At 36.9% G+C, this 21,851-nt stretch carries 10 protein-coding genes; 9 read left to right on the top strand and 1 reads right to left on the bottom strand.

The features are described 5' to 3' along the window. Nucleotides 1–20: 20 nt before the first annotated feature. Nucleotides 21–905: an AraC family transcriptional regulator gene (locus FLACHUCJ7_RS23315; protein WP_180910721.1), complete on the bottom strand. Its 885-nt coding sequence runs from the start codon at nt 903–905 to the stop codon at nt 21–23. 362 nt (nt 906–1,267) lie between these two features. On the opposite strand from FLACHUCJ7_RS23315, the gene FLACHUCJ7_RS23310 reads away from it, so the two are divergent. From FLACHUCJ7_RS23310 to FLACHUCJ7_RS23270, 9 genes are all read left to right on the top strand, one after another. Continuing rightward, nucleotides 1,268–2,644 (top strand): sugar porter family MFS transporter, encoded by a 1,377-nt coding sequence (locus FLACHUCJ7_RS23310; RefSeq protein ID WP_180910720.1) that lies wholly within the window; start codon nt 1,268–1,270, stop codon nt 2,642–2,644. 14 nt (nt 2,645–2,658) lie between these two features. Beyond that, on the top strand, nt 2,659–6,042 hold the full coding sequence (locus FLACHUCJ7_RS23305) for a DUF5107 domain-containing protein (protein ID WP_180910719.1): 3,384 nt from the start codon (nt 2,659–2,661) through the stop codon (nt 6,040–6,042). Between the two features lie 219 nt (nt 6,043–6,261). After that, nucleotides 6,262–9,054 (top strand): sugar-binding domain-containing protein, encoded by a 2,793-nt coding sequence (locus FLACHUCJ7_RS23300; protein ID WP_230408899.1) that lies wholly within the window; start codon nt 6,262–6,264, stop codon nt 9,052–9,054. Between the two features lie 706 nt (nt 9,055–9,760). Beyond that, nucleotides 9,761–11,161, top strand: a complete 1,401-nt coding sequence (locus FLACHUCJ7_RS23295) for a cadherin repeat domain-containing protein (protein WP_180910718.1) — start codon at nt 9,761–9,763, stop codon at nt 11,159–11,161. A 46-nt stretch (nt 11,162–11,207) separates the two neighbouring features. Further along, nucleotides 11,208–14,240 (top strand): SusC/RagA family TonB-linked outer membrane protein, encoded by a 3,033-nt coding sequence (locus FLACHUCJ7_RS23290; protein WP_180910717.1) that lies wholly within the window; start codon nt 11,208–11,210, stop codon nt 14,238–14,240. 11 nt (nt 14,241–14,251) lie between these two features. Further along, complete coding sequence (locus tag FLACHUCJ7_RS23285) at nt 14,252–15,853, top strand: RagB/SusD family nutrient uptake outer membrane protein (RefSeq protein ID WP_180910716.1); 1,602 nt, start codon at nt 14,252–14,254, stop codon at nt 15,851–15,853. Between the two features lies 1 nt (nt 15,854). Then, complete coding sequence (locus FLACHUCJ7_RS23280; RefSeq protein ID WP_180910715.1) at nt 15,855–17,492, top strand: glycoside hydrolase; 1,638 nt, start codon at nt 15,855–15,857, stop codon at nt 17,490–17,492. 160 nt (nt 17,493–17,652) lie between these two features. Then, the gene (locus FLACHUCJ7_RS23275) at nt 17,653–19,239 is read left to right on the top strand and encodes a glycoside hydrolase (protein WP_180910714.1); all 1,587 of its coding nucleotides are present in this window, start codon (nt 17,653–17,655) and stop codon (nt 19,237–19,239) included. A 129-nt stretch (nt 19,240–19,368) separates the two neighbouring features. Then, nucleotides 19,369–21,789 carry a sugar-binding domain-containing protein gene (locus FLACHUCJ7_RS23270; RefSeq protein WP_180910713.1) on the top strand — a complete coding sequence of 807 codons (2,421 nt, stop codon included), beginning with the start codon at nt 19,369–19,371 and terminating at the stop codon, nt 21,787–21,789. Nucleotides 21,790–21,851 lie beyond the last annotated feature (62 nt).

The raw sequence follows: 21,851 nt of genomic DNA, 5'->3' as shown, positions 1-21,851 counted from the left end.
TTTGATGATTCAAATAGCGATTAAACAGTAGTTTTATATTTAAGCCGGTATTCCCTGGGAGATATTTCCATGACCATCCTAAATGATTTTGAAAAATGAAACGGGTCATAATAGCCCAAGAAATAAGCAATTTCCTTTATTTTCATGGTGCTGAACTGCAAAAGAGAGCAGGACTTCTGAATTTTTAACTGATTGTAATAGTCCATAGGGGTAAAGGAGGTTTTCTCTAAAAACAGAGACCCAAAATGCGAACTCGAATAACCGGCATGCTGTGCAATATCATACAGCGTGATTTTACCAGTTAGGTTATTTTTCATGTAAATAATACTTAGTGGTATAACATCTAATACCTCTGTGTCTGCTGTTTTTATTTTTAAGAATTGATCGGTGTATTTTAGACTGGCCAGAAAATGCTGCAGACAAATGCTGGAATATTCAAGATTGTCAGGATTAAAACCCATTTCCAGATTTTGATATATTTCTTCGAATAAATTTAATCTGTCCGTTGATCTGCTGTCGTTTAGATTTAGGATCTTTCCTGAAACAGCAGTATGTAAAGAGTTTGAATTTCCTTTAAAATGGAGCCAGTAAATACTCCAGGGTTTAGAAATTTCTGCTTCATAGCTATGTGCTTTGTGAGCCGGAATTATAAAAGCCTGATCTTTCGTAAGCGAGAATTGTTCGTTTTCAAGGGTTATAAAACCTTTTCCGGTTTCACAATAAATAAGAATGTTTTCAAGTGCGCCTTTTGACCGTTTTCTAAAATGATATTTTGCATTAGGATAATAACCAATATGTGTAATAAATGCGTTTTTTGTCAATTCATTGCCTGATTGAAAATTACGTACACTATATGGAACAACGATTGCTCTTTCGCCCTTAAAACCATCTGCTATTTGATTCATATTAAATTATATTTATTGTAGAAACTAAACATTTGAGATGTATTCAAAAATCAAATTTAAGAAAATATATGTATAACTTAACCGTGATAATTTACATATTATGTAATTATGTTACTTAAAAAGGTATGATAATGTATCGTAAATAATGCTTTAGTTGGATATTTTTTATATTAAAGTTGTTTGTTATGTTAGTTTTTAACTCTAAAAATGTATTTGCAATAAAAAAAGGTTTTTTTATTTTTAGTATGACAATGGTTTGTTTAAAATCGTTGTTTTATACATGTTTTGCATAAATATTACATTTTTAAAAGCCTGCCAACTAGCGATATTTGTAAATAATAAATTAATTTAAAATTATACATATGAATAAGTTTAATTCTTCATACCTGCTTTTTATCGCATTGGTTTCAGCCATGGGCGGATTACTGTTCGGATATGACTGGGTTGTAATTGGTGGTGCGAAACCATTTTATGAAGTCTTTTTTAATATTGCCAATTCACCTTCGATGCAGGGATGGGTAATGGGAAGCGCTATTTTAGGATGCCTCTTGGGTGTAATGATTTCGGGAAGTTTATCTGATAAATACGGAAGAAAACCACTAATGATTGTAGCTTCAATCTTTTTTACACTGGCAGCAGTTGGCACCGGAATAGTCGATACTATTGAATGGTTTATTATATGGAGAGTTGTTGGCGGTATCGGAATTGGAATCGCTTCAAATCTTTCACCAATGTATATAGCCGAAATCGCTCCAAGTGAATCCAGAGGAAAATTTGTTTCGATAAATCAGTTAACGGTTGTAATAGGAATATTGGCGGCTCAAATTGTGAATTGGTTAATTGCAGACCCAATTGTAGAAGGACAGGATATTTTGAATTCCTGGAACGGTCAATGGGGCTGGAGATACATGTTTTGGGCGGGAGCCATTCCGTCAGTAGCCTTTTTTGTTTTGATACTAATTATACCAGAAAGTCCAAGATGGCTGGCGAGTCAGCGTAAATATGCAAAAGCCGAATCTGTTTTTACTAAAATTGGCGGGCTTGCCTTTGCAAGAGAACAAATTGAAGAATTAAAATTAAGTGCCGGAGACGTCAAAGAAGAAGCCAATTATAAAATGCTATTTGAAGGTAAAATGCTAAAGATTCTTTTGTTAGGAATCGTGATTGCGGCTTTTCAGCAATGGTGCGGTATCAACGTGATTTTTAATTATGCTCAGGAAATATTTTCAGCAGCCGGTTATGGCGTTTCGGATATCTTGTTCAATATCGTAATTACAGGTGTAACGAATGTAATCTTCACTTTTGCAGGAATGTATTTTGTCGACAGATGGGGAAGAAGAACATTGATGCTTATCGGTTCAATAGGATTGTTTTTCATCTATGCAGCACTTGGCACCTGCTATTATTTTGAAATAACAGGGCTTGCAGTTTTAGGACTTGTTATTGCTGCGATTTCCTGCTATGCCATGACATTGGCACCCATTACCTGGGTCGTTTTATCTGAAATATTCCCCACAAAAATACGTGCCATGGCAATGGCGGTTTCGACTTTCGCTCTTTGGACAGCCTGTTTTGTACTTACTTATACTTTTCCGATACTAAACAAAAGTCTTGGATCGTACGGAACATTCTGGCTTTATGGGGTTATCTGCTTAGCAGGATACTTTTTCCTTCGCATTTCGCTGCCGGAAACTAAAGGAAAGTCTTTAGAAGAAATAGAAAATGAATTGACAAAATAATAGTATATAATAAAATGGAAAATACAATTGCAGATAATTTACATGCAAAACAAACAATAAAAGAGACAGGGCAGGACGAAAAAATCACAGCCTATTTAATTCAGTCAACGGTTAATGAAGATGGTGTTGTACGTGTTTGGAAAGAAGATATTTTACTGCCTACGTACCAAATTGGTGAAGAGGAAAAGAATCCGATTTTTTTGGAAAAACGAGTATATCAGGGAAGTTCAGGAGCTGTTTATCCTTATCCTGTTGTAGAAAAATTATCAGATGAAAAATTCGATAAGCCGTATAACGCCGTATTTTTAGAAAACAAATACATCAAAATCATGATTCTTCCTGAACTGGGAGGGCGCGTTCACATGGCGTATGACAAAGTAAAACAGCGTCATTTTGTTTATTACAATCAGGTTATAAAACCGGCTCTTGTGGGGCTTACCGGACCTTGGATTTCCGGCGGAATTGAGTTCAACTGGCCACAGCACCACCGTCCGAGTACTTTTTTGCCTACAGATTATAATATTGAAGAAAATGAGGACGGAAGCAGAACAATATGGTGTAATGAAGTAGAAAGAATGTTTAGAACCAAAGGAATGCAGGGATTCACGCTGCATCCTGATAAAGCTTACATCGAAATTAAAGTAAAAATCTATAACCGTACCGCTTTTCCTCAGACTTTTCTTTGGTGGGCAAACCCTGCTGTGGTGGTGAATGACGGTTATAAATCGGTTTTTCCTCCAGATGTTAATGCCGTATTTGACCACGGAAAAAGAGATGTTTCTAAATTTCCAATTGCGACTGGAGAATATTACAAACAGGACTATTCTGCCGGAGTCGACATTTCAAAATATAAAAATATTCCGGTTCCAACATCTTATATGGCGGTTCAGTCCAAATATAATTTTGTGGGCGGTTACCAAGATGATGTGCAGGCAGGATTGTTGCATGTTGCCAATCATCATGTTTCGCCGGGAAAAAAACAATGGACGTGGGGGAACGGAGATTTCGGACTTGCATGGGACAGAAATTTAACAGACAAAGACGGTCCGTATATTGAATTAATGACGGGTGTTTTTACAGACAATCAGCCTGATTTTTCCTGGCTTCAGGCTTACGAAGAAAAGTCATGGGTACAATATTTTATGCCGTATGCCGAAGTAGGTTATGTAAAAAATGCAACAAAAGATGCGATCATTAATATTGAAATTGAAGGAAACGAAGCTGATCTAATTTTGTATACAACTGGTTTGTATGAGAATTTGAGTATTGAATTAAAAAACAAGCAAAACGGGGTATTATTTCAGGATGAAATTACGATTTCGCCTTTAAATCCGTATAAAAAACGAGTTTCAATTGGAGAAACGGTCTCTGAAGATTTAATTTTTACAGTTTATACTTCGAATGGTAAAATTCTGGTTCAATATCAGGAAGAAAAACCAGAAATAAAACCAGTTCCTGATCCTGCAAAAGCGGCTCTTGATCCAAAAGATATCGCTTCAATGGAGCAATTGTATTTGACAGGACTGCATTTGGAACAATACAGACATGCTACTTACAATCCGCTTGATTATTATTTTGAAGCTTTAAGCAGAGATTCAAGAGATTTGAGATGTAGTAATGCTATCGGCCTTTTGATACTGCGAAGAGGTCAGTTTGAAAAAGCCGAAAAGTATTTCAGAACTGCGGTTGAAGTTTTAACAGAGCGCAATCCAAATCCAATCGATGGAGAACCTTTATACAATCTGGGTTATTGCCTGAAATTACAAGGGAAATTTGATGATGCTTATAATTCACTTTTCAAATCAACCTGGAATGCAGCGTGGCAGGACGCCGGTTTTTACGCTTTAGCACAAATTGACAGTATAAAAGGAGAATGGTCAGAAGCGTTGGAAAGAGTCGAATCATCATTGATCCGCAACTGGCACAATCACAAGGCACGTCAGTTGAAAGCTTCTATTTTGCGAAAGTTAAACAGAAATCAGGAAGCTTTGGCATGGATTGAAGAATCGCTCAAAATTGACCGTTTCAACATGGGTTGCCGTTTTGAGAAATATCTGCTGACAAAAGACCAGACTCTATTGGACGAAATGAATACCATTATGCGTCAGTGGTCACACGGTTATATCGAATATGCGCTTGACTTTGCTGGTGCCGGATTGTATCAAGAAGCTTCTCGATTATTGCAGGAATCGATAAATGATAACGGAGAAGTTTATCCAATGGTATATTATGCTTTGGGTTATTTTTCTTCTATGGATGGAGATAAAGATAAAGCTTTAGAATGGTACAAAAAAGCCGCTGCGGAGTCACCAGAAAAATGTTTTCCAAACCGTATTGAAGAAGTTAATATCCTGCAGGACGCTATTCGTTTAAATCCTAAGGATGCAAAAGCACCTTATTATTTAGGGAATTTTTGGTACGCTTTCCGCCAATATGATGATGCTGTAAAATGCTGGGAACTGTCATACAGCATCGATGATACGTTTCCAACTTTATTGCGAAATCTTGCACTCGCTTATTTTAACAAGACAAGTGATAAAGTTAAGGCTCAGGTAATGTTAGAAAAAGCATTTGCATTGGATACAACCGATTCAAGAATTTTTATGGAGCTGGATCAGCTGTATAAGAAAATTGGAAAATCACCTGAATATAGATTAGAGCTTTTAAACCAGTATTCAAATTTGGTCGAAGAGCGTGATGATTTATGTATTGAACGTATTACACTTTACAATCAGATAGGAAAATATGCTGTTGCAAAAGAATTGATTGCACAGCGAAAATTCCATCCCTGGGAAGGAGGTGAAGGAAAAGTAACAGGGCAATATACGTTGTGCAGAGTGGAATTGGCAAAAATAGCAATTGCAGAAAAAAGATTTGAAGAAGCAGTACAATTGCTGAAAGAAACCGAAGTTTATCCGCACGATTTAGGTGAAGGCAAACTGAAAAATGCAGAGGAAAATGAAGTTTTTTATTATAAAGGATTAGCGTATAAAGGTCTTGGAGATTTAGAAAAAGCAACAGCAAATTTTGTTGAGGCAACACTTGGATCCTCAGAGCCTGTTCAGGCATTTTTCTATAACGATCAGCAACCGGATAAGATTTTTTATCAGGGACTGGCCTGGCGTGAATTAGGAGATGAAGACAAAGCCCGAAGCCGTTTCAACAAACTGCTGGCACACGGAGAGAAATACCTGTTCGAAAAATCAAGAATCGATTATTTTGCGGTTTCGCTTCCGGATTTGGCGATTTGGGATGATGATCTGAATGTTAGAAATCAGGTGCACTGTTATTATGTGATGGCATTAGGTCACAGCGGATTAGGTAATGAAACCGAATCTGAAAAATATTATCAGAAAGTAAAACAATTAGATATCAATAAACAGACCTTTTGTAAATAAGATGAGTTTTAACATTGTTTAATAATTAACACATATAAACATAGATTTCTATCTTTCGAAAAAAATATAAAGAGAAACTCATTTCTCAACACATAGCTATATGTTTTTGAATGAGTGAAACGCCTTTTTTAAGTTTCCAAATCTATGATTCTAGCCTGCACTGAGGGGAGTCGAAGTGTGTTAAAATCGACAAATTATTTAATTAGTAAAATTTAAGAGATGAAAATCAAACATATCATAACGTCTGTTCTGCTTCTGCTTTTTCTGTCTTCATGGGATTCGAGAGAAAAAACAGTTATGGATATTGCCGGAGAATGGACAGTACAGCTCGACAGCACAGACAGCGGACTGAAAAATGGCTGGCAGAACATGAGTTTTAAACAGCTGATGAAACTGCCGGGAACTACAGATGATGCGGGTCTTGGAGTTCCTAATAAACTAAAACCAAGTTTAGAGAAACTGCAGATGAGTCATTTGACAAGAAAAAATAGTTATTTAGGTGCAGCATGGTATACGCGTGAAATCTCAGTGCCGAAAAACTGGAAGGGGAAGGAATTTATTTTAAAACTGGAACGTGTTATCTGGAAAACCAATGTATGGATTGACGGAAATGAACTTCCAGCAGAACAAAACAGTCTGATAGCACCGCATTATTATGACCTTACAAAATATCTTACTGCCGGAAAAACACACCGTATAACCATTCGTGTGGACAACCGTAAACTGTTTGATATCAGTGTTGATAATATGGCCCATGCTTACACTAATGAAACTCAGATTATCTGGAATGGAATTATTGGCAAAATGGAAATCGAAGCTTTTGATGCGGTACGGATTGCCAATCTTCAGGTAAAACCGGAAATAAGTACAGGAACTGCTAAAGTGAAAGTAACGCTTAACAACAGCGCAAAAAACACAAAAGGGATTCTAAGTATTACGGCAGTAAATAAAAAGACTAAGATTTCGGCAGCAACACTTCAAAAGGAAATTCAGATAAAAACCGGGGAATCAATCGTTGAAGCGGATTATAATATGGGCAAAGACATAAAACTTTGGAGTGAATTTTCACCTGAGTTATATGAATTAAAAGCCGAATTAAAAGCCGGGAAAAACAATTCGAATGTTTCTGTTGATTTTGGAATGCGGAGTTTTTCCAAAAAAGGTTCTGTACTGACGATTAACGAACAGCCAGTATTTTTGAGAGGAACATTAGAATGTAATATTTTCCCGCTCACCGGGCATCCGCCAATGGATAAAGAAGGTTGGAGGAAAGTTTTCGGGACAGCCAAAGACTGGGGATTGAACCACCTGCGTTTTCACTCCTGGTGTCCGCCTCAGGCAGCGTTTGAAGTAGCTGACGAAATGGGGTTTTATTTACAAGTTGAACTTCCGGTTTGGGTGTTGAAAATTGGCGAAGATCCAAAAACAACTGATTTTCTTTATGCCGAAGCACAACGCATGATTGATGAGTATGGAAATCATCCCTCTTTCTGTATGTGGTCGATGGGGAATGAACTGCAGGGCGACATGACCGTTTTGACAAAATTGATGAACAGTTTAAGAGCGAAGGACGATAGACATCTTTACACAACAACTTCGTTTACTTTTGAAAAAGGACATGGCGACTGGCCGGAACCTGAAGATGATTTCTTTATCACACAATGGACAAAGAAAGGTTGGGTTCGCGGACAAGGTGTTTTTAACAGTGAATCGCCAACTTTCAACAAAGATTACACTGCTTCCGTTGAAGGAATGACAGTGCCTTTGGTCACGCATGAAATTGGTCAGTATGCTGTTTATCCAAAAATTGATGAAATTTCGAAATATACAGGAGTTTTGGAACCCATCAATTTTAAATCGCTTAAGGAAGATTTAGAAAGAAAAGGATTAATCAATAAAGCAGCTGATTATACAAAAGCATCGGGTAAATTGGCTGTAATTCTTTATAAAGAAGAAATTGAAAGAGCATTAAAAACAGCAGGAATCAGTGGTTTTCAATTATTGGATTTACATGATTTTCCGGGGCAGGGAACGGCTTTAGTCGGACTTTTGGATGCTTTTTGGGATAGTAAAGGCTTGATTTCGGCCGAAGAATTCAGGCAGTTTTCAGCTCCGGTTGTGCCTCTGCTCCGGTTTTCTAAAGCGGCTTATACAAACGATGAATTTTTTACAGCTTTTTTGGATATCAGTAATTATTCGGATTCAGTTTTAAAAGATCAGGAAATAGAATGGAGCATTAATGACGGCAATACTATAGTTGCTTCAGGAAATACAAAAGCAGCAATTTTTATTGGTTACAACCATAAAATATTGGATATAAATGAAAGCCTTCAGAAAATAACGAAAGCGACGAAATTAACAGTTATTGTAAATCTGAAAGGAACAAATTATAAAAACCAATGGAATATTTGGATCTATCCCCAAAAACAAAACATAGATTACGGAAAAGTAGTTTACACCCGAAGCCTTGAAGAAGCGTACAAACTACTGAAAGCCGGTAAAAAAGTATTGCTAAATCCAGATTGGAAAAAGATTAAAGGAATCGAAGGAAAATTTGTACCTGTATTTTGGAGTCCGGTACACTTTCCCAAACAAGCTGGAACGATGGGAGTGCTTTGTAATCCTTCGCACAAAGCGTTGGCCGATTTCCCGACAGACATAAATACCGACTGGCAGTGGTGGGATTTGAATGTGAATTCTACAACACTCATTACAGACGGAATAGAAGGAGGAAGCCCGATTGTAGAAATGGTAGATAATTTTGCCAATAACCGAAAACTGGCTTCGCTTTTTGAAGGAAGCGTAGGATCTGGAAAATTGGTTATCGCATCTTTTGATCTGGCCACAGATTTAGATAAACGCCCAGTCACAAAACAGATGCTCATATCAATCTTAAAATACATGAACAGCGAATCCTTTAATCCGGAAGCTATAAAAAATCCTGAAATTTTAAAATCTGTTTTGACGGAACAAAAGGAAAAAGGTAAGGAGGATGCGAAGAGTATTTATTAAAACAAAATCAAAAAAAAACATTTTCATTATCATAATTATAACGTCTTTTTTAAAACATTGTTTTCTAAACTATAAATTGAATTAGTGCAAAAACTTTAAATGCTAATCAACTTTTAGTAAAGCATAATCAGTATTGGATTACAAAGATGTTTTAATAATGAAAATTGCAATTTTAGATAGTAATTGCGTATTGTGTAAAAAAATCCTGTTATTTTTTTTCACTTGGTAATTTTAAAGGTTAAAAAACGCCTGATTGCGATTTTGACCTCCTTTTTTTTCCAATTTACCCCTCTTTTAAAGTATGTATTAAACATTTCTTTGCAGTAATAGTAATAAAGTTATCAATTACTATGTAGTTATAAGTGTTTTTTTTACGATAAGTTTTTATCTGATTTAAAGAATTTGAGCACTCTTTAAATGTAGAAAGTAGAGTTAGTTTATCTTGTTACTTATCATACCCGCAGATTAATACCTGCGGGTTTAAAAAAAAATTAAATGCTGCCATAAGCAGGCAGAAACATAAATAAAAAAAAGAATCACTAACAAATTAACCAGACCAGATAATATGAAAACAATCAGTTAATCATTTGCCTGTTTTCCCAAAAAACAGTTAAAGCAAAATGCTAAAATTAACCTACAATTACAACCTACAATTAAGCTTTAAAAAGAAAACTTACTAAACGAACCTAACCTTAAAATTAAAGAAATGAAAAAAAATGTATTTTTATTTTTTCTTGCCCTTTTTGCTGTCCTTTTTACCGGATGTCAAAATAACGAATCAGATTTTCCAAGTTCTGATAACCCCACGGTAGTTGTATCAACAAAAGAAATTTATGGTGCACCAACCCGAAAATTTGAAATCAAAGCTGCTTTGGCAGATGATTTAGGACTAAAGAGTGTACACATTCAAATTCCTGAGCTGTCCCTTGATAAGGTGATTACTTTTGAAACTGATCCTTTACTTGAAACCTATAACCTGAGTTATTTTTTCGAGGTTCCTGCTGATAGAGGAACATCTGAAGCTTTTAAAATAAAACTGACAATAACTGATGTTTCAGGAAACGCTGTTGATGAAGAAATTAACCTGCGCTTAGACGGAGAATTTGCTGCTCCGGCAATAAGTATGCTTTCCCCAAATGAAGGAGCCGTTATTTTATTGTCGACCAGTAATATAATGCCGGTAAATTTTGTAGTTAATGATGATTCAGGTATCGATTATGTTCAGGTTAAGTGTGCTGCTCTTAATATTGATGAAACTGTTCAGTTACAGGGTTCTCCACAAACTTATACATTCAGCAAAGAATATGTCTTACCTGTTACTGCAGCAAATTATGTACTAACAATTACTGCTAAAGATAAATTTGCTATTCCTAATACAGGATCATTAAATATCAATGTTGTGGCTACGAATGAGTATCCTGCCATTTATTTATGTGATCAGCCAAAAGGAACTAACCTTAAAACAGATGCAACTGGTGTTCCTATGTATTTCCATGAGAAAAACGGACAGAATTTTGAATTCAAATATTATGCTGATAAAGACAATAAAGAAATTTATTTCTTAGGACAGGAATCTGACTTTGCCCCACATTGTTTTGGATTAGATGGTTCAGGAAACATCGTTGATGCTGCTTCTTCAGCACCAATTATTTTACCTACCAAAGGATATTACAACATAAAAATGAATCCAAATACAATGGCTTATACAGTTACTAAATATACACCTTCAAGTAAAGTTTGGGCAGATATTGCTAACGGATCATGGAATGATGATGAAGCACTAAGAAAAACTTTTGTGAGTGTTTGTGGTGAAGGTGTTAAAGACGCTAACTGGGATACCTGGAACGCATGGGTTATGGGAAGTTTACACCTGGCTAATAATCCGGATAATCCATATCAATTAGTTGGAGAGATTACACTTACAGGATCAACTATGAAAATTACTTTTACAGGGCAATGGTGGAATCCACAATGGAGATTGATTAATAATGGTATTGCCACTATGTCTCCAGGAGAAAATGGTAATGGTGCATACACAGCAGCTCCGGGTGTTTACAAAGTTATTGTTGATACCGAGTTGGAAAGAGCCTTTATAACAAAAAAATAATTTGTTATAGGCTTTGTTATAACATTAATAAATAAAATAGCTAAATATGAAATTTAAATATATATGGTTTTTTATTGCCTTATTATGCAGTGCTGCATCATTTGCGCAAGTAACAATCAAAGGAACTGTAAAGGATAAAGCCAATGTGCCGATTCCCGGGGTTAATGTAATTGTTAAAGGAACTTCTAACTCAACAGCAACCGATTTCGATGGTAAATATTCCATTTCTGTTCCTAATGCAAACACTCAGATCGAATTTTCTTTCATTGGTTTTACATCTAAAGTCGTTGCTGCCGGAGATAAAACTACTCTTGATGTTACTTTAGAAGAGTCTAGTCAGGTTTTGGATGAGATTGTAGTGGTAGGTTATGCATCTGTAAAAAAGAGCGATGTAACAAGTTCAATTTCTTCTGTAAAAGGAAAAGAACTTCAGACTATGACTGTTGGTAACGTGACCGAATCTTTGCAGGGAAAAGTAGCTGGAGTTCAGATTACCGGACAAGGTGGTCCGGGAGCACAGCCAAGGGTATTGATTCGTGGTATTTCAACTCTTAATCTTGGTACAGATCCGCTTTATGTTGTTGACGGTATTCCAATGGGAACGAGTATCAATTTTTTGAGTAATAACGAAATTGAGTCTATGGAGGTTTTAAAAGATGCTTCAGCAAGTGCTATTTATGGTTCGAGAGCATCTAATGGAGTTATTCTTATTACTACGAAAAAAGGTAAATCAGGAAAAACAAGATTTACTTTTGATCTGAGCTCAGGTATGCAGATGATGGAGAATCCATACGATATGGCAAATGCTGAAGGCTATGCTAACATTATGAATACGGCTTATAATAATTCGGGTTATTCAGATTATTTACCAAATGCTTCTCAGTACAGAGGAAAAACCACAGACTGGTGGGGTGCAGGAATCAGAAAAAGTTCTCCGGTAACAAATGCTTCTTTAGGAGCTTCGGGAGGTTCAGACAAACACACGTATGCAGTTAGTTTAAACTATTACAATACAGAATCAATGTATGAAATAGGAGGATGGGAAAGAATCACAATGAGAATCAATAATGATTTTAAATTCTCAGATAAATTCTCAGCAGGAATCACTTTAAATCCTCGTTATGAAAGTTGGGGAGGTCCTGGAAACTGGGCAGATTTTGTTAAAATTGATCCTATTACCCCAATTTACAAACCGGCAGATCAGTTAACTGGATTAGAAAATGAATACAGTATTTATGCACGTTCTCCTTCGTATGTATGGAATCCCGTTGCCGCTGTAAAAAGATATGATGATTATACAGACCAGTATAATTTAAACACCAATGGTTATTTGCAATATACACCTATCAAAGGACTTGTAATTCGTACGCAGGCTTCTATCGAAGTGGGTAATAAAGTACAGAGTATATTCAAACCGGATTTTATTATTGATGCAGCTCATGAAAAAGCAGAAATTAATAGCGTTGAGAGAAGAGCGACTACAAATCATGACTGGACATGGCAAAGTACTGCAACGTATTCAAGAAAATTTGCAGAGAAACACAATGCATCGCTGATGATTGGTACTACAATGGAAGAGTATAACGGTAATGATGTCTGGGGCTATGGAGAAGGTGTGCCTAACAATTCAGAATCGATGAGAGAGGTAAATGCGGCTACTAAAAACCGTGACAGCGAAGGTAATAGCTGGTCCAGTTCTATAATGTCATATATTTCTCGTTTTTCTTACAATTATGACAGTAAATATTATTTTACGGGTACTTTCAGACGTGATGGTTCTTCAAAGTTCATGGCAAATAATAAATGGGCCAATTTCCCGTCTGCTTCAGCTTCATGGAGAATTTCGAATGAAGGTTTTATGGAAAGTACTAAAGAAGTTATAAGTGATCTTAGATTAAGAGCAGGTTGGGGTAAAGTAGGTAATCAAGGGCTGCCGGCTTCAGTTTATCAGTCTAATATCGGACAAGGTTACTACGTAATTGGAGGTGAAATGGTAGATACTTCTTATCCGTCATCCATGGCAAACAAGGATATCAAATGGGAAACTGTCGAGGATATCAATTTTGGAATTGATTTTAGTTTGTGGCAAAATAAATTTTCCGGTTCATTAGAATACTATCAAAAGAAAACAAATGATATGTTGTTCAAGAAACAATTTCCAACATACAGTGGTTTTCCTGGATATGCGACAATCTGGACAAATGTAGGTGCTATGCAATCCAGCGGTATAGATTTATTGCTTTCGTATAAAAATAAAAAAGGAGATTTCTCATACGGTGCAGACCTGACTTTTACAACGGTAAATGTGGAAATGCTTTCTTTATCAACAGAAGGAGAAAGACTTTATGGAGCAGGAAACAGAACTTTGACAGTTAAAGGCGATGAACCGGGTTATTTTTACGGGTATGTAGCAGATGGCTTATTCCAAAATCAGACAGAACTGAATGCACATACAGATGAACACGGAACTAAATTACAGCCTTATGCAAAAGCGGGTGATATTCGCTTCAAAGATTTGAATGGAGACGGAAAATTAGATGATAAAGACAGAACAAAAATTGGTTCACCTTGGGCTGATTACAACATAGGTCTGAATCTGAATTTTGCTTACAAACAATTTGATTTAGTGGCTAATTTCTATTCAAGTATCGGAAATGATATCGTAAACCAGAATATTTCAGATTTATACAACGGTGCAAGCTTAACAAACAAAGTAGACGGATTAGATCAGATGGCATGGCACGGAGAAGGAACTTCTAATTATGTTCCTCGTTTGTCTAAAGATGACAACAATGAAAACTTTAGTAAATTTTCTTCTTTTTATGTAGAAGACGGTTCGTTTGTACGTATGAAGAACATTCAGTTAGGATATACATTCCAGAATAAATTTGGTTTAGACAAGTTGAGAATATCGTTGTCAGGACAGAATTTATGGACATGGACAAACTATTCAGGTGTTGATCCTGAAGTTGCAGGAGGAGATCCTAAAAAAGACGACGGAGTTAAAGGATCAGGTTTTGGAGGATGGAACTATCCGGTTCAGCCAACCATTTTGATGGGTCTTAATGTAGCATTTTAATAATAGAAAACATGAAAAAAATAATTTTATCTATAATAGCTTTTTCAATGTTTGCAGTTTCCTGTGAGGATTTTATTGAAAAAGAAGAAAGAGGAACACAGACGCTGGACAACTACTTTCAGACAGCGCAGGAATGCGAAAACTATACTAATGAATTGACGCAGAGATTACTGCTTTCTAAAGACTGGTATACATTACTTGCTCCAAGATTAGTAAACGAAACTGCTACTGATGATGCCTGGATGGGAAACACAGGACAGGATAATAGTGCGTTTAGACCAGGGGCGCAGTATGTTATCACTCCGGACAATATGGGAGGTTTAAATAGTCTTTATACGGCTCATTATTATACCATTCAATCAGCAAATATTGGTTTGGAAAAAATGGCTGTTTCGCCAATTACGGACACTCAGAAAAACCAATATATGGGAGAATCTTTGTTTGTTCGTGCCTATTGCTATTATGAATTGGTAAACTTTTTCGGGGCAGTACCTTTGTATACAAAATCTTTGGGAACCAGTGATTTAAAACTGGAGCGCAGTCCGGCAACAGCAGTTTATGCACAAATAGAAGCCGACTTAAAAGAATCTGCAGCAAAGCTGGAAGGAATCCCGGTAGCCAGAAACGGAAGAATAAACAAATGGGCTGCTTATGCTTTATTGGCTCGTGTTTCCTTATTTCAGGAAAAATGGGCTGAGGCAAAACAATATTCCAATAAGGTAATAACAGAAGGTCCTTACACCCTGGAAGAAAATTTTCTAGACATCTGGAATGTAAACAATCATAACGGAAAAGAATCTATTTTAGAAGCTCAGTCTTCCTCTATACAAAACGAAGCTTTGGGTTCTATGCTGCCAACTTTTTCGGGAGCAAGAGGAGAAGACAAAAAAAACTTCCCTAGTAATGATGCAAAAGATGTTATTGATGGTTGGGGATGGTGCATGCCAACCAGTGATTTAGAGAATGCTTATCTTTCTGAAAATGATGTGATCCGTCGCAGAAGTACTATTACAAAATGGGGAGAAGCCGCTTATGGAGATGAGGTTTTAAATCCGACTCATAAATTCAGTTTAAATGATAATAAATCAGGACGTATCTGCCGTAAATATTATATTCCAATCGCTACACGCCGTACATTAGATAAAAAAGACGGGCACTTACCATTAAATGTTCCGTTGATTCGTCTGGCTGAAATGTACCTGACAAGAGCAGAAGCAAGTTACCATACAAGCGGAGATGCTTTGGCGGATATTAATATCATTAGGGATCGTGTCGATCTAGACCCTAAAACCGGAATCTCAGGACCAACGCTTTTAAACCAAATTTATAAAGAGCGTCGTCTGGAACTGGCTTTTGAAGGATTACGTCTGTTCGATATCCGTCGCGAAAAAGATCCAACAACAGGAAAAAGAGTAATTGAAACTTTGATGGGACCAAACGGAACTTTTGTAAAATACAATTTAAGTTCTACAGATCCTTATGAAACAACAAATACAAAAGAATCTCAGGATAAGGGGATTAATTTTGATCCTTCAAAACATTTACTTTGGCCAATACCGCAAATCGAGAGAGATTTAAGTGGAGGTGTAATTACTCAAAACCCTAATTATTAAGATGACATTATATAAAAATAATAAAGTAAGTCTGCTGTGTGCAGGCTTGCTTTTCGCCAGTTCTCTTTTTGTGAGCTGTGATTCTGATAAAAACGAAAATTCTGATTCTGATAATGCTGTTGCAGAACTAAAAATTAATCTGGATGCTAATCTTCAAACCATGGAAAGTTTTGGTGCTTCTGATGCCTGGCAGTGTAATTTTATTGGGAAAAACTGGCCTTCGGATAAAAAAAACAAAATGGCAGATTTGCTTTTCAGCAAAGAGTTTGATGCTGAAGGAAATCCAAAAGGTATCGGTTTGTCATTATGGCGTTTTAATTTGGGTGCAGGAAGTGCAGAACAGGGCGATGCCAGCGATATTGGTGATGAATGGAGACGTACAGAATGTTTCACTACAAACGGAGTAAACTATGATATGACCAAACAAGCCGGTCAGGTTTGGTTCATGAAAGCTGCAAGAGAACGTGGAGTAGATAAATTATTGGCTTTTTCAAACAGTGCCCCGGTTTATTTGACTCAAAACGGAAAAGCGCATGCAAGTATCAAAGAATATTACAATCTGAAAGAAGGAAAAATGTCTGAACTGGCTGATTTCTGGGTAACATCTTTAGATAAATTAAAATCAGAGCACGGATTAACAATCGATTATTTGAGTCCTTTCAACGAACCGCAATACGAATGGGATGGTTCAGGTCAGGAAGGTTCACCTGCTACAAATGGAAATATTTACAGTTTTGTGAATGTTTTATCTCCAAAATTACAATCTAAAGGACTAAGTTCTCAGATTGTAGTAGGAGAAGGAGGTTCTTATGAGCCTTTATACAAAACAATTTCAGGTAAAGAAAACAGATCGAACCAGATCGATTATTTTTTTGCTTCTAATTCTTCCAAAAACATTGCAGGTTTAAGCAACGTTAAGAAAACCATTTCTGCACATAGTTACTGGCAGGCATGGCCTTTAAGAGAGTTAGTAAATTCAAGAGAATTAGCTGCTGTAAGAGCGCAGTCTGTTGGAGGATTGAGTCTTTGGTCTACAGAATATTGTGTTTTAGAAAGCCCAGGAACGGCTGAATTGCCAGGTGGCGCAGGTCCGGGAAGGGATTTAGGAATTTCTCTGGCACTTTGGACAGCGCGTATTATCAGTACTGATATTGCTGTTGGTGGCGTAACTTCATGGCAATGGTGGACAGCTATTAGCCGTGGAGATTACAAAGACGGATTAATTCACGTTGATAATGGTTCAAGCAATGGAGCCGGTGATGCAAATTATTGTAAAAATGATGGATTTATCCGGGATTCCAAAACACTTTGGGCTTTAGGAAACTTTTCTTTCTTCGTAAAACCGGGAATGGTAAGAGTTCAGGTTCCAAGTGTAGATAGCGCAAAAGCTGTAAACGATGTGATGGTTACAGCTTATAAAGATGTTGCATCCAAAAAACTGGTAATTGTTGCAGTGAACATCAGTAAAGCAGCAAAAACATACAAATTTAACCTTTCAGGAGGTGTGTTAACAGATAATAAATTAACACCTTACACAACTTCTGAAACCTTGAGTCTTAAAAAAGGAACAGCTGTTGAAGCTACGAATTTAGAAATTCCTGCAAGATCAGTTGTAACGTATGTAGGAACGTATAAATAAAACAGGTTTTATCCGTAATGTTTGTCGTCCTTAGGAACGAAGGATCTCCGGTGCAAGATCGACAAAGATTTTTGCTTTTGATTGAGGAGTTGCTTGCTGAGATTCCTCCTGCGTCGGAATGACAAAAACAGTATTGATAAAAATAGAAAGAATTTAAAAAATGAGAAGAGTATATATCTCGCTTTTAGTAGTAATGAGTTCGCTGTCTTATGGACAGCGAACCATCACTATAAGGACAGATAATGTGGTACAGACCATGGATGGTTTTGGAGGTTCGGATGCCTGGAGAACACAATTCGTGGGTAAAAATTGGCCGGAGCAGAAAAAAAATGCAATTGCAGATTTGTTGTTCAGCAAAGAAATTGATGCAGAAGGAAACCCAAAAGGAATCGGACTTTCGATCTGGCGTTTTAATCTCGGAGCAGGAAGTGCAGAACAAGGCGAAAACAGCAAAGTTTCTGACGAATGGAGAAGAAGCGAATGTTTCCTCAATGCAGATGGAACCTACGATTTTTCAAAACAGGAAGGGCAGAGATGGTTTTTGCAGGCAGCTAAAAAAAGGGGAGTCGAAAAATTCCTGATATTCACCAACAGTCCGCCGGTTCACATGACGCACAACGGATTATCTTTTTCTTCACAAAAGAATAAACTGAATCTAAAAGATGGTGCAATTCCAAAATTTGCCGATTTTTTAGTTCAAAGTATTCAGGGACTGGAGAAAAATGAAGGTATAAAATTCGATTATGTCAGCCCATTAAATGAACCGCAGTGGGAGTGGATGCCAAAAAGCGGTGACACCAACAGTCAGGAAGGTACTCCGGCTACAAATCAGGAGATATACGAGGTAACGAAAGCACTTTCTGAGAAGCTGAAAGCCAAAAAAATGAGTACAGAAATTGTAGTTGCCGAAGCAGCACAAATCGATTATTTGTATGGAAATGTAAATGCAGAAAATCGCGATAATCAGATTGATTATTTCTTTGGAAAAACAAAAACGAATATTTCTAAATTTTCGAATGTTAAAAATGTTATTTTAGGCCACAGTTATTTTACAACCTGGCCGGTTGAAAAACAGGTTTTAAGCCGAAAATTAATTGCAGCAGAAGTAAAACAGAAACCGGGTTTAAAGTATTGGCAGTCTGAGTACTGCATTTTGGAGAACCCGGGTGAAGCTGAAATTCCGGGAGGTTCAGGCGGAGGAAGAGATTTAGGAATTCAGACAGCTTTGTTCGTAGCGAGGTTAATTCATAATGATATTGCACTTGCAAATGCTGCTTCATGGCAGTGGTGGACATCCATTACCCGTGCTGATTACAAAGACGGTCTTGTTTATCTCGATGATGGAAAAAGCACAGGTTCAACAGCACCGGATTATGTTCGAAATGATGGAGAGTTTCACGATTCAAAATTGCTTTGGGCTTTAGGGAATTACTCTTTGTTTGTACGTCCGGGAATGCTGAGAGTTGATGTTCCGGATCAAAATGAACTTGATGCTGCAAATGATGTGATGCTCACAGCTTACAAGGATGTTCAAAACAAAAAACTGATTGTAGTAGCAGTGAACTGTGGAAAGTCAGCTCAGCAATACAAGTTTGATTTATCAAAGGGAACAGTAAAAAGCAATGAATTTACACCTTACACAACTTCTGATACTTTCAATTTAAAAAAAGGAACAGTTCAGAAAATGGATAATCTGGAAATTCCGGCAAAATCAGTAGTAACGTTTGTTGGAGAATTACAATATTAAAATATTTCAGGTTTCAGGTTTGATAACGAGCTTGAAACCTGAACCTGAGAAACCGAAGCAAAATATTAATTAACAAATTAAGGAAAGCTTAGAAAATTAGATTCTTAGCATCTTAGAACCTTTTAAAAAATGTTTACAAAAAAGATCTTATTACCCGTATTGCTCTTCTCGTGTCTGTCAGCGACCAGCCAGATTTCGTTTGGAGATTCTAAAAAAATTAATGACAACTGGAAATTCAATCTTCAGGATACACCGGATGCTCAAAATGCAGCTTTTAACGACAGCAAATGGCAACAGGTAAATGTACCTCATGACTGGAGTGTAAAAGGGCAATTGAGTCCAACATTGGCAAGTTGTACCGGATTTTTGCCGGGAGGAATTGCCTGGTACAGAAAATCAATCAATATTCCGCAGAGTAAAAATGGCGAAAAAGTATATTTATATTTTGAAGGCGTTTACAACCGAAGCGAAGTTTTCATTAACGGACATTCTTTAGGCAAACGTCCAAACGGTTATATTTCATTTGCATATGATGCAACACCATTCGTAAAATATGGTGGCGAAAATACTATTTCAGTTCGTGTAGATCACAGTCAAAGTGCCGATTCAAGATGGTACACCGGTTCCGGGATTTACAGAAATGTATGGGTAGTGTATGCTAATCCGGTTCATATTGCACAATGGGGAGTTTACGCTTATCCGGAAGTGAATAAAGGTAACGGAACTTTGAATGTTGAGGTTGAGGTAGAAAACGGTTCTAAAGCAAAATCAAGTCTTACGGTTGTGAATGAATTGATTTCGAAAGATGGAAAATCAGTTGCTAAATCTTCTTCTAAAGTTGATGTGGCAGCCAATCAGAACGGAAAGATTTCGACTAAATTAAATATCAAAAATCCACAATTATGGGATTTGGAGAATCCGAATTTGTATCAGTTAAAAACAACGGTTTTAAAAGACGGAAAGCAAATCGATGAAACGGTTACCAAAACAGGTTTCAGAAAATTCACTTTCGATTCAAATAATGGTTTTGCATTAAATGACAAATGGATGAAAATGAAAGGGGTTTGTTTACATCATGATGCCGGAGTTTTGGGTTCAGCAGTTCCTCGTGAAGTTTGGAAAACCAGATTGCAAACGCTGAAGGAAATTGGTGTAAACGCAATCCGTACGAGCCATAATCCGCAGGCTCCTGAATTTTATGAACTTTGCGACGAATTAGGATTATTGGTATTAAACGAAGCGTATGACGAGTGGGAATTCCCTAAGCGTAAATGGCTGGAAGGCTGGAATTACGGAACTCCTGGATTCGAAGGAACGTTTGATATTTTTGCCGACTGGGCAGAAAAAGATCTGGAAGATTTTGTACGCCGCGACAGAAACCATTTATCAGTATTTGGATGGAGTATCGGTAACGAAGTAGATTATCCTAACGATCCGTATTCTCACCCTGTTTTGGATAAAGGGAAAGAAGGTTTCGGACAGGCAAATTACGGAGGTTATAAAAAAGATGCTCCAGATGCCATGCGTTTAGGAGCAATTGCAAAACGTTTGGTTGCAGCCGTTAAAAAATACGATAAATCACGTCCGACAACGGCAGGATTAGCCGGAGTTGCGATGTCTAATGAAACTGAATATCCGGGAGCTTTGGATATTACCGGATACAATTATACAGAAAGCAAATACCAGTCGGATCACGAAAAATATCCAAACAGAGTCATTTTCGGAAGTGAAAATGTGCATGATATGGAGCCTTGGTTAGCTGTAAAAAACAACAAACATATTTTTGGGCAGTTTTTATGGACAGGAATTGATTATTTAGGTGAATCAGGAAGATGGCCTTCAAGAGGATTCTATTCAGGACTGGTTGATTTTGCCGGAGTAATCAAACCAAGAGGCTATTTCCGTCAGTCATTATGGTCAGATAAACCAATGGCATATTTAGGGACTTATCCGCTCAAAAATGAAAAAGATATTTCTAAAGACGCCTGGGCAATCTGGAACTATGAAGCGGGACAAAAAATCCGTGTCGTTTGTTATACGAATGCTGCAAAAGCTCGTTTGGAATTAAACGGAAAAGTAGTAGGCGAAACCAAATTGTACGACGAAAAAACTGGAATCATTTACTGGGATATTCCTTTTGCTTCGGGAAAATTAGAAGCTGTTGGATTGGATAAAGACGATAAAGAAGAAAGCCATTACGCAATTACAACAACACAGCAGCCTGTTGAATTGACTATTGCAGATAAAAATATCACAATCAGTAAAGACAGAGGTGTTGCTAAAATAATGGTTCAGGTTAAAGATCAAAACGGTCTTCCGGTTATGCTTTCAGACAATGAAGTAGCTTGTACCATTAGTGGTCCGGGAGTTTTATTAGGACTTGAGGCAGGAAACAACAGCGACATGACAGATTATACAGATAACGTTCAGAGGGTATATCACGGTCATATTGCTGCATATATTGAAGCAACCGGAGAAGCACAGCCTATCAAAGTTACTTTTACAAGCCAATGGTTGAAACCGGTTGAAATTACTGTGAATGTAAGATAATTTAGTTAGTTTATTTTAATTTGAGTTAAACCTGTCTGCATTTCGGTATTCGCAGGCAGGTT

It is taken from the genome of Flavobacterium salmonis (assembly GCF_903819435.1).
In the GTDB taxonomy this organism is placed as follows: Bacteria; Bacteroidota; Bacteroidia; order Flavobacteriales; family Flavobacteriaceae; genus Flavobacterium; species Flavobacterium chungangense.
The sequence above is the reverse complement of the archived record's forward strand: the minus strand, read 5'-3'. Positions and strand labels throughout refer to the sequence as shown.

Excerpts from the sequence above, each read along its gene's own strand:
- FLACHUCJ7_RS23285 (WP_180910716.1), top strand. The coding sequence starts at position 14,252 with ATGAAAAAAATAATTTTATCTATAATAGCTTTTTCAATGTTTGCAGTT.
- FLACHUCJ7_RS23275 (WP_180910714.1), top strand. The coding sequence starts at position 17,653 with ATGAGAAGAGTATATATCTCGCTTTTAGTAGTAATGAGTTCGCTGTCT.
- FLACHUCJ7_RS23305 (WP_180910719.1), top strand. The coding sequence starts at position 2,659 with ATGGAAAATACAATTGCAGATAATTTACATGCAAAACAAACAATAAAA.
- FLACHUCJ7_RS23315 (WP_180910721.1), bottom strand. The coding sequence starts at position 905 with ATGAATCAAATAGCAGATGGTTTTAAGGGCGAAAGAGCAATCGTTGTT.
- FLACHUCJ7_RS23300 (WP_230408899.1), top strand. The coding sequence starts at position 6,262 with ATGAAAATCAAACATATCATAACGTCTGTTCTGCTTCTGCTTTTTCTG.
- FLACHUCJ7_RS23280 (WP_180910715.1), top strand. The coding sequence starts at position 15,855 with ATGACATTATATAAAAATAATAAAGTAAGTCTGCTGTGTGCAGGCTTG.
- FLACHUCJ7_RS23295 (WP_180910718.1), top strand. The coding sequence starts at position 9,761 with ATGAAAAAAAATGTATTTTTATTTTTTCTTGCCCTTTTTGCTGTCCTT.
- FLACHUCJ7_RS23270 (WP_180910713.1), top strand. The coding sequence starts at position 19,369 with ATGTTTACAAAAAAGATCTTATTACCCGTATTGCTCTTCTCGTGTCTG.
- FLACHUCJ7_RS23290 (WP_180910717.1), top strand. The coding sequence starts at position 11,208 with ATGAAATTTAAATATATATGGTTTTTTATTGCCTTATTATGCAGTGCT.
- FLACHUCJ7_RS23310 (WP_180910720.1), top strand. The coding sequence starts at position 1,268 with ATGAATAAGTTTAATTCTTCATACCTGCTTTTTATCGCATTGGTTTCA.